The organism is Actinomadura sp. 9N407 (assembly GCF_044326315.1).
Taxonomy (GTDB): Bacteria; Actinomycetota; Actinomycetes; order Streptosporangiales; family Streptosporangiaceae; genus Spirillospora.
Window position 1 is genome coordinate 73,152 of record NZ_JBIRAW010000029.1, and the last position, 14,100, is coordinate 87,251.

Below are 14,100 nucleotides of genomic sequence, written 5' to 3' on the forward strand. Positions count from 1 at the left end.
CGCTCACCCCGCGACCTTCACCGTCGTCGTGGCTCCCCAGATCGCCAGGCTGAGGAAGAAGTCGGTGACGCTGATCAGCACGATCGCGGTACGGACCGCGCGGCCCACCGCGACACCGACGCCCGCCGGCCCGCCGCTCGCCCGGTAGCCGTAGTAGCAGTGCGCCAGGATCACCATCACGCTGAAGATCACGACCTTCAGGAACGACAGGATCACGTCCGTCGGCGACAGGAAGACGTTGAAATAGTGGTCGTAGGTGCCGGCCGACTGCCCGTTCATCCAGATCGTGACCTGTCTGGACGCCAGATAGGAGCTGAGCAGCCCGATCCCGTACAGCGGGATGATCGCCACCGTGCCGGCGATGATCCGGGTGGTGACCAGGTAGGGCATCGACGGGATGCCCATCCCCTCCAGCGCGTCGATCTCCTCGTTGATCCGCATCGCGCCGAGCTGGGCGGTGAAGCCCGCGCCGACCGTCGCCGACAGCGCCAGCCCGGCCACCAGCGGCGCGATCTCCCGGGTGTTGAAGTAGGCCGACACGAACCCGGTGAACGCCGAGGTCCCGATCTGGTTGAGCGCCGCGTACCCCTGCAGCCCGACGACCACGCCGGTGAACAGCGTCATCGCGAACATCACGCCGACCGTGCCGCCGATCACCGCCAGCGCGCCGGAGCCGAACGCGACCTCGCCCAGCAGCCGCTGCACCTCCCGCAGGTAGCGGCGCAGCACCCGCGGCGTCCACAGCAGCGCCCGGACGTAGAAGCCGAGCTGGTCGCCGGGCTGGTCGAGCCAGGCGAACCAGGACCCGGGCCGGCGCATCAGCGAGCCGCGGCCCGGCAGCGATCCAGGGGCTTCAAGGGGTGGGGAGGCCATCGCTCATGCCCCCTTCGGCGGGACGACCTGCAGGTAGATCGCGGTCAGTACCAGGTTCACGAAGAACAGCAGCAGGAACGTGATGACCACCGACTGGTTGACCGCGTCCCCGACGCCCTTGGGCCCGCCGCGCGGGTTCAGGCCCCGGTACGCCGCCACCACGCCCGCGATGAACCCGAACAGCAGCGCCTTGAACTCGCTGATGTAGAGGTCGGGCAGCTGCGCCAGCGCGGAGAACGAGGCCAGGTACGCGCCCGGAGTGCCGTCCTGCATGATCACGTTGAAGAAGTAGCCGCCCATCACGCCGACCACCGAGACCAGTCCGTTCAGCAGCACGGCCACCAGCATCGCCGCCAGCACCCGCGGCACGATCAGCCGCTGGATCGGCGAGACGCCCATGACCTCCATCGCGTCCATCTCCTCGCGGATCGTCCGCGAGCCGATATCGGCGCAGATCGCCGAGCCGCCGGCCCCGGAGATCAGCAGCGCCACGATGATCGGGCTGGCCTGCTGGATCACCGCCAGCACGCTGGCGCCGCCGGTGAACGACTGCGCGCCCAGCTGCTGGGCCAGCGAGCCGACCTGCAGCGCGATCACCGCGCCGAACGGGATCGACACCAGCGCGGTCGGCAGGATCGTCACCGAGGCGATGAACCAGAACTGCTCCAGCAGCTCGCGGGCCTGGAACGGCCGCCGGAACATCTGGGTCAGCACGGTCGCGCCGAGCGCGAACAGCCGCCCGGTCTCGCGCAGCGCGCCCGTCCCGGGCACCGACGTCCCCGGCGCGGTCACGGCCGCCCCCCGAACCCGGGCGGCCCCTGCTGCCCCGACGACCCGTGACCGGACGACCCGTGGCCGGACGGCCCGGGTCTCGCCGGCCCGAGCCCGGACGGCCGGTAGTCGGAAACGCCATGCCCCGGCGGCCCGTGCCGGGCCTCGCGGGCGGGCGGCAGCAGACTGTTCAAGATCGCCTCCTGGGCGGCGGGGGGAAGCTGCGCCAGCATGGTCATCACCCGTTCCCGGCGGCGGTTCACGGCCTTGCGCTCGGGCATCCCCGGGCTCGGCTTCAGCTGCGGGACGATCTCCGGAACGTGCGCCGCCGGCAGCGCCAGCCGCTGCTCGGCGGCCAGCGCGGTCGCGTCCTTCTCCTCGCTCATCCCGATCGGGCCGTGCCTGTTGCCCCGCAGGAACTGCGCCACCACCGGCTCCTGGCTGGTCAGCAGCACCTCGCGCGGCCCGAACGTGACCAGGTCGCGGCGGAACAGCATGCCGATGTTGTCCGGCACCGTGGCCGCGATCTCGATGTTGTGCGTGACGATCAGCATCGTGGTGTCGATCCGCGCGTTCAGATCGATGAGCAGCTGCGACAGGTACGCCGTCCGGACCGGATCGAGCCCGGAGTCGGGCTCGTCGCACAGGATGATCTGCGGATCCATCACCAGCGCCCGCGCCAGCCCGGCCCGCTTGCGCATCCCGCCGGAGATCTGGCCCGGCAGCTTGCGCTCCTGGCCGCCCAGCCCCACCATCTCCATCCGCTCCAGCACGATCCGCCGGATCTCGGTCTCCTTCTTGCGGGTGTGCTCGCGCAGCGGGAACGCGATGTTGTCGAACAGGTTCATCGACCCGAACAGCGCGCCGTCCTGGAACATCAGCCCGAACAGCTTGCGCGTCTCGTACACCTTGCGGTCCGGGTCGTTCACCATGTCCACGCCGTTGATCAGCACCCGGCCGCGCTCGGGCTTGAGCAGCCCGATCAGCGACTTCAGGAACACGGTCTTGCCGGTCCCGGACGGGCCCAGCATCACGCTGACCTCGCCGGCCGGCAGCGTCAGCGAGACGTCCCGCCAGATGGTCTGCCGGCCGAAGGACTTCGTCAGCCCCTCGACGACGACTTCAATTCCCATTCGACAGCGCCATTCAACAGCCAGGGCCCATTCCGCAGAGCCGAACATCGGAGATCTCTTCAAAACCGGTCCGAATGGCCACGGCATCAGTGTCGCGGCACCCATCGCTACTGGCCGGTACGCTACTTGCGCCGAGCGGCGGTACGCAAGCAATCCCGGCCAAACAAATTCTGCCGCTCCACATCGTTGTCATCGAATGACAACGGCTACCGGAGGGTTTATCTCCGAGTGCGCGTCCCGGCCCGCACATCCGCATCACGCCAGGTCACAGAACGGCATCGACCAACGGCCGGCCGCCGTTAAATGTATCGGGAGAGAATTTTCGCACGCTCCGAATAATTGTCCGGCCGATCTGCTCACGCATTTCACAAGGGCCCGGCCGGCCGCATGGGACGGGCCGGTCGCAAGGGACGGGCCAGGGAACGTTCCCGGCGGTAGGATCGATGATTCTCTTTCCACATCATCCGCGGCGGGCCGGCGAATCCAGAAGGTGGACGATGATCCGTACGACCTGGGCCAGGATCACCGGAGCGATGCTGATCCTGGCCCTCACGGCCACCGGCTCCGAATACGCCGGTACGGACGCCGCCCCCGACGCCGCACCGCGCGGGAGGATCGTGCTCTCCAGCCCCGGCGGCGACGCGAAGATCCGCAACCCCGGAACCGGTGCGGCGGACCCACACCTCACCGCCGCGCTGCTCACCGATTTCCAGACGCCGCACGCGCCCGGGCTGATCTCCCGCCCGCGGGTGCCCGGCGCGGGCGTCCGCTTCCCGATCCGCGACCGCGAGTCGCTCTTCATGGGAATCCGCCAGATGGGCACCGGCTTCGACGGCGGACGGCTGTGCCTGAAATGGACGGGCGGAATGTGGCTGAGCCTGGTCACGGCCCGGGGAAGCCTGCCGGGCGTGGAACTCGGACTCGTCATGCTCACATCACCGCTCCCCCACGACCTCACATCGGAAGAGCGGGCACGGCACGTGCGGTGGAAGTCGCTGATCTTCAGCGAAGCGCTGGTCAGCGCGCCCGGCCATGTACTGGACGCTCTGAACGGATCCCATCCACCGGCGTCCTGTTCCCGGATGACGACGGACAACGGTGCGCCCGGCCGCGTCGAGCCGCTGCCCGCACCAGGCGTTCCCGGCTCCTGGGCCTACCGGATCATCGACACCAAGGGGAAGGTCTGGCACTGGGGCGCGGTCGTCCGCCTCCCGAACCACCTCATCGAGATCCGGATACCCAACATGGAGCCCGGGCCGGGCGCCGACATGGTGACGATGCTCAACGAGGCCACGGCCCAGGCCTACGCCAAAGCCACCCGCGTCCTCGGCTGACGGCGTCCCGGCCAGCAGCGCCCTCGGCTGACGGCGTCCCCGGCCGGCGGGGCCCGGCGCTGCTAGCATCCCGCGCATGAACTTCTTCTTCCTGCGCTAAGGATCCGCCGGCGAGGCGAGGAGCCCCCGCCGCCGGCGATGCGGGACCGGCCTGACGCCCGTCCCGGGTCCTGACGTGGGAGAAGAAACCATGCGCATGGTGGCGCGTTGCGTCCGCGGGCTCGAGCCTCTGCTGGCCACCGAGATCCTCCGGTACGAGCTGGGCACGATCACCCACCTCGGTCATCGCGAGGTGCGTTTCCGTACGGAGCCGTCAGAATCGGAGCTTCCGGAATCCGAGGCGACCGAACTGCGGCTCGCCGACGACGTTTTCCAGCTCACCGCCGAGATACCCGACATCGGCCCCGCCAAGGCCGGAGTCCACGGTCTCGGACGGCTCGCCGAATCCATCGGCGTCCAAAGTTCCGTCGAAGGCCGAAGTCCCGTCGACGTCCGAAGCCCCATCGAAGTCCAGAGTCCCGTCGCCGGGATCGAGGTGACGGCCTCGTTCCTCGGGCGGCGCAACTTCAACCGCCACGATGCCGAAGACGCCGTGGGACGAATCCTGTCCGAACGCCTCGGAGTCCCCTACCACTCACGGCGAAACAATTCCGTTCCCCCATCGGAGTACAGCGCGTGGCGGCTGGCCTTGGACGGCGTCAATGCCTGCCTCATGCGGCGCATCGCCGACCACCCGTTGCATCGCCGCCCGTACAAGCGCCGCACGATCCCCGGCACCCTGCACCCTCCCCTCGCGGCCGCGATGGCGCAGATGGCCGAGATCGAACCTGGTCACACCGTCCTGGACCCATGCTGTGGCGCCGGAACACCGCTCATCGAGGCCGCGCACATCCAACCTCAAGCCCACCTGCACGGTTTCGACATCAGCCCCGAATCCCTGCGCGCGTCCCGAACGAACGCGGCAGGCCTCGCCATCGAATTCCGGCAAGGCGACGCGGGCGCCCTGCCTCTCCCCGACGCCGGCGTCGACCGCGTGATCTGCAATCCACCCTGGGGAACGCAGGTCGCCCCGGACGGTCGCCTTTCCCGCCGGTGGACGGAACTGCGGCGGGTCCTCGCGCCCAAGGGAATCGCCGTGATCCTGACCCCCGACCCCAGTGACCTCACCATCGCGATCCGTAACGGCCTGATCCCCGTCCATCTCCAGCAGGTCAGAATCGCCGGAACGCACTCCAGCCTCGTCCAACTGAGACACAGCGCCGACTGAAACACAGGGCCGACTGAAACACCGGCCCAGCCACCAACACCACAAGAAAGCCACCGAACCGATGCAACCTCATGCAGTCCCGTCGCATTAATAGCGGTGTGAAGCAACCTTCGCGGGAGCACGACGAGTCGTACACCGCTTACGTGACGGCGCGTTCCCTGTGGCTCCAGCGGGTCGCGTATCTGCTCTGCCACGACTGGCAGCGGTCCGGGGACCTGGTGCAGACCACCGTCACGCAGTTGTACGCGCACTGGCCGAAGGCGGGTGGTATCGACAACCTCGACGGCTACACGCGCACGATCCTGGTCCGGGCCTACCTGTCGGAGCAGCGTTCCGCCTGGTGGCGCCGGGTGTCGGTCACCGCCGACCCGCCCGACGCGGCCACCGACCCGGTCGCGTACGAGACGTCCCTCGACCTCCGCGCGGCCCTGGCCGCACTGCCGCCACGCCAGCGCGCCGCCGTCGTCCTGCGCTTCTACTGCGACCTGACCGTCGAGCGGACGGCCGAGGAACTGCGCTGCTCCCCCGGCACGGTCAAAAGCCAGACCTCACGTGCCCTCACCGCGCTCCGGCGCACCCTCGAACCCACCGCCCTTGAGGGGGACCGCCCGTGAACGTCCAAGAGGAACTCCGCCATGGCCTGCACCTGCTCGCCGAGGACCCGTCCGCACCGCTCGTACGACCGGACCTGGAACGCGCTCGCGCCGACGGCCGCCGCCTGATCCGGCGCCGCCGTACCGCCAAGGTCGTGGCCCCGGCCCTCGCCCTTGCGACCGTCGCGGGCCTGGCCGTCACCGCCTGGCCGCAGGACGACGCTCCCCGCACCCCCCCTGTGGTCGCGGCGCCACGTTTCCAGCTGCTCGTCAACAAGGCGGCGTTCGGTTGGCTTCCGTCCGGCCACACCTCGTTCTTCACCCACAACGAGGATGGCGTCTTCAGTCTGGCGGCGCAGTCAGGAGGCAGGCACGGCAGCCAGGTCGTGCTCTCGGTGTTCCGGAAGGGCAAGGAACCCGCCCTGGGCATGCTGCCCGGCGCCGTTCCGGCCAAGCGTGTCCCGGTCCGCCCGATCAACGGGCGCCGCGCGCACTGGCTGCAAGCACCGAGCTACCGGGCCACGGAAGCGCGCCTGCGTTTCCAACTGCATCCCGGACAATGGGCCGAGGTGGAGATCAACGCCTGGAAGCGCGGGAACATGGCGGCGACGGTCCGCCGGATCGCCGAGAGCGTCAAGCCCCTGAACGAACCGGCGGCGCTCCCCGTCCAGATCAAGGCACTCCCTCAAGGCTTCGGCCCCGGCAGCGTCCGGATCGCCACCCAGGGATCGAGCATCGGCTGGGACACGACGATCAACTTCTCCCCCGGCCTCTTCATCACCCTCTCCTTGCCGAACGACACGAGCGGCGACGTCGGCCGGCCTCCGCGCAAGCCCAACTCCACGTTCAACGGCCATCCCGCGTACCAGGGCCCTCCGACCGGGATCCCTCTCACACGAGAGACGGAGAAGAAGACGGAACTGATGTGCTTGTACGAGCTCAAGGGCTTGAACATGTGCGTCTACACCCTCACGGCCAAAGCGGCCGCCCTGCTCAAGCCCTCCGGCGGCCTGAAGGGACTCGCCGCCCGCATCAAAGTCCTCGGAGCCGACCCGGCCGACTGGACCACGACCCCGCTCAGATAGCGACGCAAGCCCGCCCATGCCGCCGCCGAGTCGACCACGTCCCACCACAACTCGGCGGCAGGCCCGATCAGCGTGACCGGGCTCGGACGGCCACCCCCGATCCCGTCCATGTCCGGAATGAGTAACCCGCCCACGGTCGGCCCATCCCCCACCAGATGCAGCGAGGCCCATCCGCCACCAGGCCCGATGGCACGGACCGCCCCGCGTCGGCAAGACCGTCTCAAGCCAGGCCGGCGCCCTCCTCCAGTCGTTCGAGCAGGATCGCGAGCACGCGGCGAAGTCCCGGCACGGCAACGGCAACGGCAACGGCAACGGCAACGGCAACGAGAAGAAGCACACTGGTCGACACCCCGCTCCCAGCGGCGATTCAGCGGGATACTCTCCATGATCCAGCCGAAAACGGCCACGACATCAAGGGGACAGTGATCAAGAACATCGCGGCTCTGCTGGCGACCGTGTCCCTGGGGATCATCTCGCTGGGCGCGGCGGCCTGCGGCGATGACGGCGCATCCACCGGCTCGCTGCCCACGTCGGCCACGAGCGCATCAGCGCCCACCAGTACGGCGCCCACCAGCGCGGCACCCACCCCATCGAGTACGCCCAACAGTTCGAAGCCGCCGTCGACCCCGGACGAGCGTCCCACCGTGACCGGCTCTCAAGTGATCATGATCGATCCCGACGGCAAGACGTACAGCCGCAAGGAGATGGTCCAGATGGCCGCGGGGATGGCCGCCGCGTTCGAAGGAAAGGGCCTCCCCTCCGATTTCTGCGCGATGTCGTACCAGCAGGGTGTCGAAGAGGGCGGCAAGTTCCCGGCGGGCAGGGCCGCTTTCATGGAGGCATGCCAGGAGGGCGTCAGACTGGCAGGCTGACCAAGCCTGCCGTCGAGGTCGGATATCCGCCAGCCCGTCAGCCGTTCCCTGGCTACGTTCTCCAGCATGGAGAGCAAGAGGGTCGTCCAGGACGCCTGGCGCGCGTTCGCCTCCCACGACGCTGAGCGGATATCCGCCTTCTTCACCGAAGACGCCGAATGGCTCGCCCCCGCGGGCAACGCCACCGCCATCGCACTGGACGCTCCCAGCCACATGGCCGGACGGAAGGCCATCGTGGCCTTCCTCGCCGACGACTTCCCCCGACTCTTCGTACGAGACGTCGCGGTCACCTTCCACGGCTTCCACGCGGAAGGCGACCACGTCATCGTCGAAGAGACGATGAGCGCCGTCCTGGCCGATGGGAACACCTACATCAACGACTACTGCTTCGTCTTCGAACTCCGCGACGGCCTGATCTACCGCGTACGCGAATACATGGACACCGCAAGCGGCCACCGCCAGATCGCAGCCCGCTGACGTCCCCAGAACTGCCACGTCGGCGGTACGCCCTCAAGCGGCGCCGGGATGGCCAGAGCCTCTCCCAAAACGACCGAAGCGCTATGCACGTAGCCGTCACCGCGCGGCGCAGAAGACCGTGGCCTTCCCCACCAACCAGTCGACCAGCAGATCCAGCGGAATGTCGGCGGCGCTCCCGCCCCGTCGCTTAGGTGCCGGATCCCGCTCGGCGCTTCTCTCGTCCACCAGCCAGCGGCATTCGCTGCCGGCCGGGCTTGAGATACAGCCCTGCCTGATCTCCCCGCACCCCGATCGTCTCCACGAGCCGCGGAAGGCGGTGAAGTCGAAACGCCGGCCACGCCCGTCCACGGCCAGGTGGATCTTGGTGGTCAGCCCACCCGTGATCGCCCGAGTGCCTGCCCGGCCGCCGATGCCCGGTTCGTCGAACCAGTCCCTTTGGTGAGCGTCCGCGTCGGATCCGGCAGATACAACGCCACCGGGTCGGCCTTGAACCCTGAAGGCCGGGGCATCCTCCGGAGGTTCAGGTGAAAGCGTGTTCCAGCCCACTGCAGTTGCGCTGCGACCAGCCGTGCCGGTGGACGGGCGCTGCGGCAAGTCTGGCCGGGTACGTACGCGCCCGTGCCGCGGCCAGGGCACCGCCTGTCGCAGACTCAGGCGATCAAGACCTTCCCGGTCTGGGGCCGGTCGTGAGCGTCAGGGGGCCGGGCGGTAGTAGAGGAGCACGTTGCCGGATTCGAAGGGGCGGACCCGGATCAGTTCCAGCGGGACCGTTCCGGCCTCGGCGAAGAGCTTGAGTCCGTCCCCGAGGATGATCGGGTTGACCATCAGCCGAAGCTCGTCCACCAGGCCGGCGCGCAGCAGGGCGGCGGTGAGAGTGGAGCTGCCGAGGACCGCGATGTTGCTGCCCGAGGTGTGCTTGAACTCGGCAAGTTCGTCGATCGTGACGAGCTTGGCCGGAGACGTTCCCCAAGAGACCGCGTCGAGCGTCCGTGACACGACGAGCTTGGCGAGGGCGTTCATGCGGTCGGCGATGCGCGGGTCGAAGTCCGCGCCGAGGTCGCCCGTCCAGTAGGCGGCGAGCTCGGTGTAGGTGGTGCGGCCGAACACGAGGGTGTCGACCTCGTCGAGCTGCTCGACGGAGTAGTCGGCGAACTCCTGCCCGAAGGTCTGCCAGGCGAGGTCGCGGCCGGTGTCGGCGTGGTAGCCGTCCGCGCTGATCGCCATGAAGGAGAACATCGTGCGCATGGGGATCCTCCGAAAAGGGTGCGATGACCTGGTGTGATCCACACTGCCGGACGACCGCACGGAAGGGAATGCCGCATTCCACAACGGCGTGGTGCGGGTTCCGCACTGTCACCGGCCGACGTGCCCGATCATGGTCGGGTGAGCGACGAACGACCGCGCGCGCAGGCTCCGGACGGCCTGGAACTGCGCCACCTCCGTGCCTTCCTCGCCGTGGCCGAGGAACTCAACTTCGGCCGCGCCGCCGCGCGGCTGTACGTGTCCCCGTCCACGCTCAGCCGCCAGGTCGCCGCCCTGGAACGGACGCTCGGCTGCGTGCTGTTGCGGCGCTCCACCCAGCATGTGGCACTCACCCTCGCGGGACAGGCGCTGCTCGACCGGCTGCCCGCCGTGCTGGACGACATCGACGACGTCGTGGAGACCGTCCGTTCCGTCGGCGGGGAGCTGGCCGCGCGCATCCGGCGGCTCGGCGAACCGTTCGCCGAGCTGACCTTCGACGACGTGGACGCGCTGCGAGCGGCGTCCGAGCGCCACTACGCACTCCTCCCCATCGTCCCCGAGGTGGCGTTCACCCCGGTCGTCGCCCGCGGCGTGCCGGGCCTGGTGGCCGAGCCGCCCGACCCCGGTGACTCCTGGACGCTGTTGCTGCACGGTGGCAACTACACCAACGGGTCGGCATTCGGGTTCCGGTCCCTGGCGAGCGGCCTCGCCGACGCGACCGGGTGCCGAGTGCTGACTCCCGACTACCGGCTCGCGCCGGAGCATCCGTTTCCCGCCGCCGTGGACGACGTCTGCGCCGCCTACACCTGGCTGATCGACCAGGGTGCGTCGCCGGACGAAATCGTGCCGGTCGGCGACGGCTCGGGCGCGGGGCTCGTCCTCTCCCTGCTGCTACGGCTCAAGGAGCGCGGCGGGCCACTGCCCGCCCGCTGTGTCCTGTTCACGCCTTTCATCGACCTCGGCGCCGCCGTCCCCGAGGCGCTGCCGGCCACGCCCGCGCCGAGCGGCACCAGGCGGGGCATGGCGCTGGGCATCGCCCGCTACCTCGACGGCCGTCCCGTGGACGACCCCCTCGTCGATCCGCTCCACGCCGACCTAAGCGGGCTGCCCCCGATGCTCGTCCAGGCGGCCGCGGCTCACGAAGGGCTGCCGGACGCCGAACGGCTCACCGAACACGCGCGATCCTGCAAGGTCGACGTCCGGCTGGAGATCTACCCGGTGGACGCGGAGAGCTTCCAGCTCTACTGGTCCTTCCTGCCCGAAGCCGCCGCCGCGATCGCGCAGGTCGGTGCCTACGTCCGCGCGGCGAACTCCTTGGAGGCGCGCACGCCCGGGTGGCCCACCTCCTACCAGGAGGAGCCGACGACAGGGGAGCCCTCCGCCTGACGTCCAGGCTGAGGGCATCCAGGAGGTGGGGAACTGGAACAGCGCCAGCGCCGACTTCCGAAGTGATCTTCTGTACAGGCGGGATTCGGGCCGTTGAGCCCAACACCCAGCGAGCCCGGCCTCCACCGGATTCCGGGAACAGTGCCACGGCCGACGTTGATCACAGCAAGGCCCGGCACGGACCCTCTTCATCCGCTTGAGCGGGCCACCGATCACGGGATGATCGCGATGCGGGCGTTGGGCAGATGAGCTGAAGAAGCCCCAGGTCGACGAGTTGATCACCACAACCATCACGTCCGAACCAGGCGCTCTGCGTGCTGTTCTGTCGTGCCGTGGTTGATCTGTCGCGTGCAACGCTGAACTACGTAGCCGGACTGATCCGGCGCCATCGCAAAGCACTCGGGCCGCCTGGCGCCTGCTGAACACCGGGCAGCAGGCCTGCTGGTGCTGGTCCCTCCTGCGCCAGGGCGAGACGTTCACTGAACTCGCAGCCGGGTTCGAGGTGTTGACGGCTACGGGCTGGCGCTACGTCCAGGAGGTGGTGGCGCTGCTGTCGGCGCGGTCACCAAAGCTGACAGCGGCGCTGCGCAAGGCCGCAAGGTGCAAGGACGCAAGGTGCAAGGACGGACTGCACCTGCTGGTCCTGGACGGAACGCTCATCGCCTGCGACCGTGTAGCCGCCGACCGGCCGTACTACTCGGCCAAACGCCGCTGCCACGAGATGAACATCCAGGTCATCTCCGGTCCCGACTGGACGATCCTGTTGACCTCGGGGACGATGCCCGGCCACACCGCGACCTGACCGCCGCCCGCGTCTGGGGAATCCTGCGCGAGTTGGACAAGGCCGGCATCATCACCCGGACCGACAAGGGCTACCAAAGCGCCGAGGCCTCGATCGCCTTCACCCCCTTACAAAGGGCGGAACAATCCGGAGTCCCAAAAAAGCAGGCGAACCGATCACACGCCAAGCTCCGCGGCCCCGGCGAACACACGATCGCGCAGTTGAAATCGTTGAAATCACGGAACCTGCTCCGCAAACTCCGCTGCAACTCCAGCAACGGGGCCACCACGTCAAAGCCATCGCCGTCCTACAGAACTACGAAGTCACCCGAGGATGAAAAGGCTCACTGGAACAAGCCTCTGCCGGGAATTCCCATGCCCTACCCAGCAATCTCGAAATACCGATCCAGGACAGTAGATGGGCATACCGATAATGCCGGTGGGGCTGTCAGCGTAGGGGTACCCGCGTGATGCTCACGCCGCTGTGGTGTGGGGACCGGCGCGGTTACGGTGGAAGATCGTCTTTGTAGGGCGCCCCTCCCCCGATGACCAAGGGTAGGGATTTCGGGGTTTGTGGTCGTGTCCGGACGGTGGCAGGAGTCGGTAGACGAATCGTCCGTTCTTATCTGTCTCGATGCTGATTTGGTGGGGGTTGGTGTGGCGCCAGCGGTTGTGCCAGCCGCAGCACAGGGTGAGGCGGTCGATGTCGGTGGCGCCACTGTCCAGGGCCCAGCCGTCGACGTGGTCGACTTCAGACAGGGTGCCGGGGACTTCGCAGCCTTGGACGGCGCAGGTGGGGTAGAGGGCTTCCAGGACGCGGCGCTGGGCAGGGCTGGCGAACCGGGCCCGCCGCCCCAGATACAGCGGGAGACCACCAGATCCCAGCAGCAGGGGCGACACCCCGGCCGACAGCGCGATCCGGCGTGCCTGTTCGGCCGGGATGGGGGTGCCGTCGGGCAGCCGCGCCGGGGTGTCACCGCCGGTGAGGGTGTCCAGATCGCAGATGAGGGTGACCTTGGTGGCGTGGTGCCCGCCGGACAGGACGCAGGTCAGCGCGGCGGCGGTGCGTTCGGCCAGATCGCGCAGGTCCTGGGGACCGGCAGGCTTGGCCAGCGGCCCTAAAGTGCCGTCGAGGACGGCGGCGTCTTCGGCGTTCAGCCAGCCCTTGATGTACCGGCCGCCGTCCAGGGACCGCGTCGAGGTGAGCCAGGAGCGTTGGTAGCCGCGTGCGGCGTCGTCGGGGGCGTGGTCGGTGCCGTCGCGTTCGGCGATGACGTCCCGGATCCGGGTGCCGAACGCGGCGACCTTCCCGGCGGAGAAGCCGTCGTCGGCCATCTCCAGCAGCAGCGTCTCGGCCTTGGCGCAGTCGTCATCGTCGAGGCGGGCCACCGATTGCACGATCGCGACCGCGTATCCGCAGGACAGGGTGCCGTCGGCCAGCCGTTCCGCGGTCTCGGGCAGTCGTGGCAGCTGGCGCGCGAGCAGGACGCGTTCCTTGGCGCGGGCATCACGCATCCCCAGGCGGGACCGCAGCCACGCCTGCGCGGAGGGGTAGCCCCACCGGCGCATCTCACCGGATGCGTCCACCACCGCGATCAAACGAGCCAGGAAGCCCTCCTGTACGTCGGCGGCACGGACCAGGGTCTCGGCCCACTCCAGGCACACAGCCGCCGACACCCACCCTGAACCAGCCCCTTGGTCCTCCTCCGAACCAGGCCCTGAGCCGGGTCTCGAACCAGTCCCTGAACGAGACGGTGAGTCGAGCCTCGAGGTGCAGATCTCACGTCGGCTGAGCTCAGCCGCGATCGACACCGCCGCGTCCACCAACTCACCGGTGGACAGCGACCCCACATCGACCACGCTCGAACACATGAGCCAATACTACCGAACGTATCCGTATGATCACAACCACTTTCCCATGAAGAGCGCCATTCTCGACCCCGCCCCACTTCCACCGATTGAAGGGTGGGTCGTATTGAGAAGAAGGACCGTTTTGGCGGCGGCTGTGTTGAGGCAAGGCTGCGCTGGGGGTACGGCAGCAGAGTTCCGCCGCTGAGAATGAGTGGCCTGCTCCGATCCATTTTCGGCACGATCTCAAGAGTGTGTGCAGTTTCACAAACAAGATGCGCAAAACGCCGCGAGCGTAAGGATTCGATTCACGGCTGCGATCTCGGTCTCACTCGGGTGGTGGCCATCGTGGCCCCAACTCCATGAACGGCTCTGCCTTGGCCTCTTTGGGAGGAGAAGGGGACTGAAGAGGTGGGGGTGGCGCGTCGGGCGGGGCAGG

Annotated in this window: 13 protein-coding genes and 1 pseudogene; 8 read left to right on the plus strand and 6 right to left on the minus strand. The window is 68.5% G+C overall.

Going from position 1 to position 14,100, the window contains the following annotated elements; translation table 11 throughout:
- Positions 1–3: 3 nt before the first annotated feature.
- The 3 genes from ACH34Q_RS34800 to ACH34Q_RS34810 all read right to left on the minus strand — a co-directional run bounded on the left by ACH34Q_RS34800 (position 4) and on the right by ACH34Q_RS34810 (position 2,777).
- Complete coding sequence (locus ACH34Q_RS34800; RefSeq protein ID WP_395987461.1) at positions 4–819, minus strand: MlaE family ABC transporter permease; 816 nt, start codon at positions 817–819, stop codon at positions 4–6.
- A gap of 57 nt (positions 820–876) precedes the next feature.
- Positions 877–1,575, minus strand: a complete 699-nt coding sequence (locus ACH34Q_RS34805) for an MlaE family ABC transporter permease (RefSeq protein WP_395987462.1) — start codon at positions 1,573–1,575, stop codon at positions 877–879.
- An 86-nt stretch (positions 1,576–1,661) separates the two neighbouring features.
- A complete protein-coding gene (locus ACH34Q_RS34810; RefSeq protein WP_395987397.1) occupies positions 1,662–2,777 on the minus strand; it encodes an ABC transporter ATP-binding protein in 1,116 nt (371 codons plus the stop codon).
- 497 nt (positions 2,778–3,274) lie between these two features.
- On the opposite strand from ACH34Q_RS34810, the gene ACH34Q_RS34815 reads away from it, so the two are divergent.
- From ACH34Q_RS34815 to ACH34Q_RS34830, 4 genes are all read left to right on the plus strand, one after another.
- Positions 3,275–4,111 (plus strand): hypothetical protein, encoded by an 837-nt coding sequence (locus tag ACH34Q_RS34815; protein ID WP_395987398.1) that lies wholly within the window; start codon positions 3,275–3,277, stop codon positions 4,109–4,111.
- A 190-nt stretch (positions 4,112–4,301) separates the two neighbouring features.
- Positions 4,302–5,378, plus strand: coding sequence for a TRM11 family SAM-dependent methyltransferase (locus ACH34Q_RS34820; protein WP_395987399.1), 1,077 nt, complete (start codon positions 4,302–4,304; stop codon positions 5,376–5,378).
- 98 nt (positions 5,379–5,476) lie between these two features.
- Positions 5,477–5,992, plus strand: a complete 516-nt coding sequence (locus ACH34Q_RS34825) for a sigma-70 family RNA polymerase sigma factor (protein WP_395987400.1) — start codon at positions 5,477–5,479, stop codon at positions 5,990–5,992.
- On the plus strand, positions 5,989–7,056 hold the full coding sequence (locus ACH34Q_RS34830; RefSeq protein WP_395987401.1) for a hypothetical protein: 1,068 nt from the start codon (positions 5,989–5,991) through the stop codon (positions 7,054–7,056). The genes ACH34Q_RS34825 and ACH34Q_RS34830 overlap by 4 nt, the downstream gene beginning before the upstream one ends.
- A gap of 220 nt (positions 7,057–7,276) precedes the next feature.
- Here the strand turns inward: ACH34Q_RS34830 and ACH34Q_RS34835 are convergent, their stop codons facing one another.
- Positions 7,277–7,405 carry a hypothetical protein gene (locus ACH34Q_RS34835; RefSeq protein WP_395987402.1) on the minus strand — a complete coding sequence of 43 codons (129 nt, stop codon included), beginning with the start codon at positions 7,403–7,405 and terminating at the stop codon, positions 7,277–7,279.
- A gap of 73 nt (positions 7,406–7,478) precedes the next feature.
- Here ACH34Q_RS34835 and ACH34Q_RS34840 point away from each other — a divergent pair, with 73 nt between their 5' ends.
- Together ACH34Q_RS34840 and ACH34Q_RS34845 are read left to right on the plus strand one after the other, a co-directional pair.
- The gene (locus tag ACH34Q_RS34840; RefSeq protein ID WP_395987403.1) at positions 7,479–7,928 is read left to right on the plus strand and encodes a hypothetical protein; all 450 of its coding nucleotides are present in this window, start codon (positions 7,479–7,481) and stop codon (positions 7,926–7,928) included.
- A gap of 66 nt (positions 7,929–7,994) precedes the next feature.
- Complete coding sequence (locus ACH34Q_RS34845) at positions 7,995–8,405, plus strand: nuclear transport factor 2 family protein (RefSeq protein WP_395987404.1); 411 nt, start codon at positions 7,995–7,997, stop codon at positions 8,403–8,405.
- Positions 8,406–9,098: 693 nt separating this feature from the next.
- Here the strand turns inward: ACH34Q_RS34845 and ACH34Q_RS34850 are convergent.
- Complete coding sequence (locus ACH34Q_RS34850) at positions 9,099–9,650, minus strand: dihydrofolate reductase family protein (RefSeq protein WP_395987405.1); 552 nt, start codon at positions 9,648–9,650, stop codon at positions 9,099–9,101.
- Between the two features lie 138 nt (positions 9,651–9,788).
- Here ACH34Q_RS34850 and ACH34Q_RS34855 point away from each other — a divergent pair, with 138 nt between their 5' ends.
- The gene (locus ACH34Q_RS34855) at positions 9,789–11,033 is read left to right on the plus strand and encodes an alpha/beta hydrolase fold domain-containing protein (protein ID WP_395987406.1); all 1,245 of its coding nucleotides are present in this window, start codon (positions 9,789–9,791) and stop codon (positions 11,031–11,033) included.
- 314 nt (positions 11,034–11,347) lie between these two features.
- Positions 11,348–12,151: pseudogene (locus tag ACH34Q_RS34860) on the plus strand (transposase family protein).
- 136 nt (positions 12,152–12,287) lie between these two features.
- Here the strand turns inward: ACH34Q_RS34860 and ACH34Q_RS34865 are convergent.
- Positions 12,288–13,490: a DUF222 domain-containing protein gene (locus ACH34Q_RS34865; RefSeq protein WP_395987407.1), complete on the minus strand. Its 1,203-nt coding sequence runs from the start codon at positions 13,488–13,490 to the stop codon at positions 12,288–12,290.
- Positions 13,491–14,100: the final 610 nt, after the last annotated feature.

Coding starts and splice junctions, on each gene's coding strand:
- ACH34Q_RS34850 (WP_395987405.1), bottom strand. CDS start 9,650: ATGCGCACGATGTTCTCCTTCATGGCGATCAGCGCGGACGGCTACCAC.
- ACH34Q_RS34815 (WP_395987398.1), top strand. CDS start 3,275: ATGATCCGTACGACCTGGGCCAGGATCACCGGAGCGATGCTGATCCTG.
- ACH34Q_RS34805 (WP_395987462.1), bottom strand. CDS start 1,575: ATGTTCCGGCGGCCGTTCCAGGCCCGCGAGCTGCTGGAGCAGTTCTGG.
- ACH34Q_RS34845 (WP_395987404.1), top strand. CDS start 7,995: ATGGAGAGCAAGAGGGTCGTCCAGGACGCCTGGCGCGCGTTCGCCTCC.
- ACH34Q_RS34810 (WP_395987397.1), bottom strand. CDS start 2,777: ATGGGAATTGAAGTCGTCGTCGAGGGGCTGACGAAGTCCTTCGGCCGG.
- ACH34Q_RS34820 (WP_395987399.1), top strand. CDS start 4,302: ATGCGCATGGTGGCGCGTTGCGTCCGCGGGCTCGAGCCTCTGCTGGCC.
- ACH34Q_RS34800 (WP_395987461.1), bottom strand. CDS start 819: ATGCGCCGGCCCGGGTCCTGGTTCGCCTGGCTCGACCAGCCCGGCGAC.